This window comes from Novosphingobium sp. B-7 (assembly GCF_000410615.1).
In the GTDB taxonomy this organism is placed as follows: domain Bacteria; phylum Pseudomonadota; class Alphaproteobacteria; order Sphingomonadales; family Sphingomonadaceae; genus Novosphingobium; species Novosphingobium capsulatum.
On the sequence record NZ_KE148410.1, the window covers coordinates 1 to 207 of the forward strand.

Annotated in this window: 1 protein-coding gene; it reads left to right on the top strand. The window is 71.5% G+C overall.

Annotated elements, in window-relative coordinates; all coding sequences use genetic code 11:
- Window positions 1-207: hypothetical protein (locus H926_RS33545; RefSeq protein ID WP_043610306.1), on the top strand; the 207-nt coding region annotated here is incomplete at both ends.

Consider the following 207-nt stretch of genomic DNA (forward strand, 5'->3'; position numbering starts at 1 on the left):
GGCTCGACAGTCGCATCGCCGCGCCGCGCCCGGCGCAGGTGGCTGGGCGGCCATCGGCGGCCAGCGATCCCGCGCTGGGGCTGGGCGCGAGCAATGTGATCGTGTCTGCCGCGCTGGGCGATTACCTGCGCCGCGAACTGGGTGTGCACACCACGCGCGACTATGTCTCGCTCACGCTGGACGTCAATTTCCAGTGGCGCTGGCCGC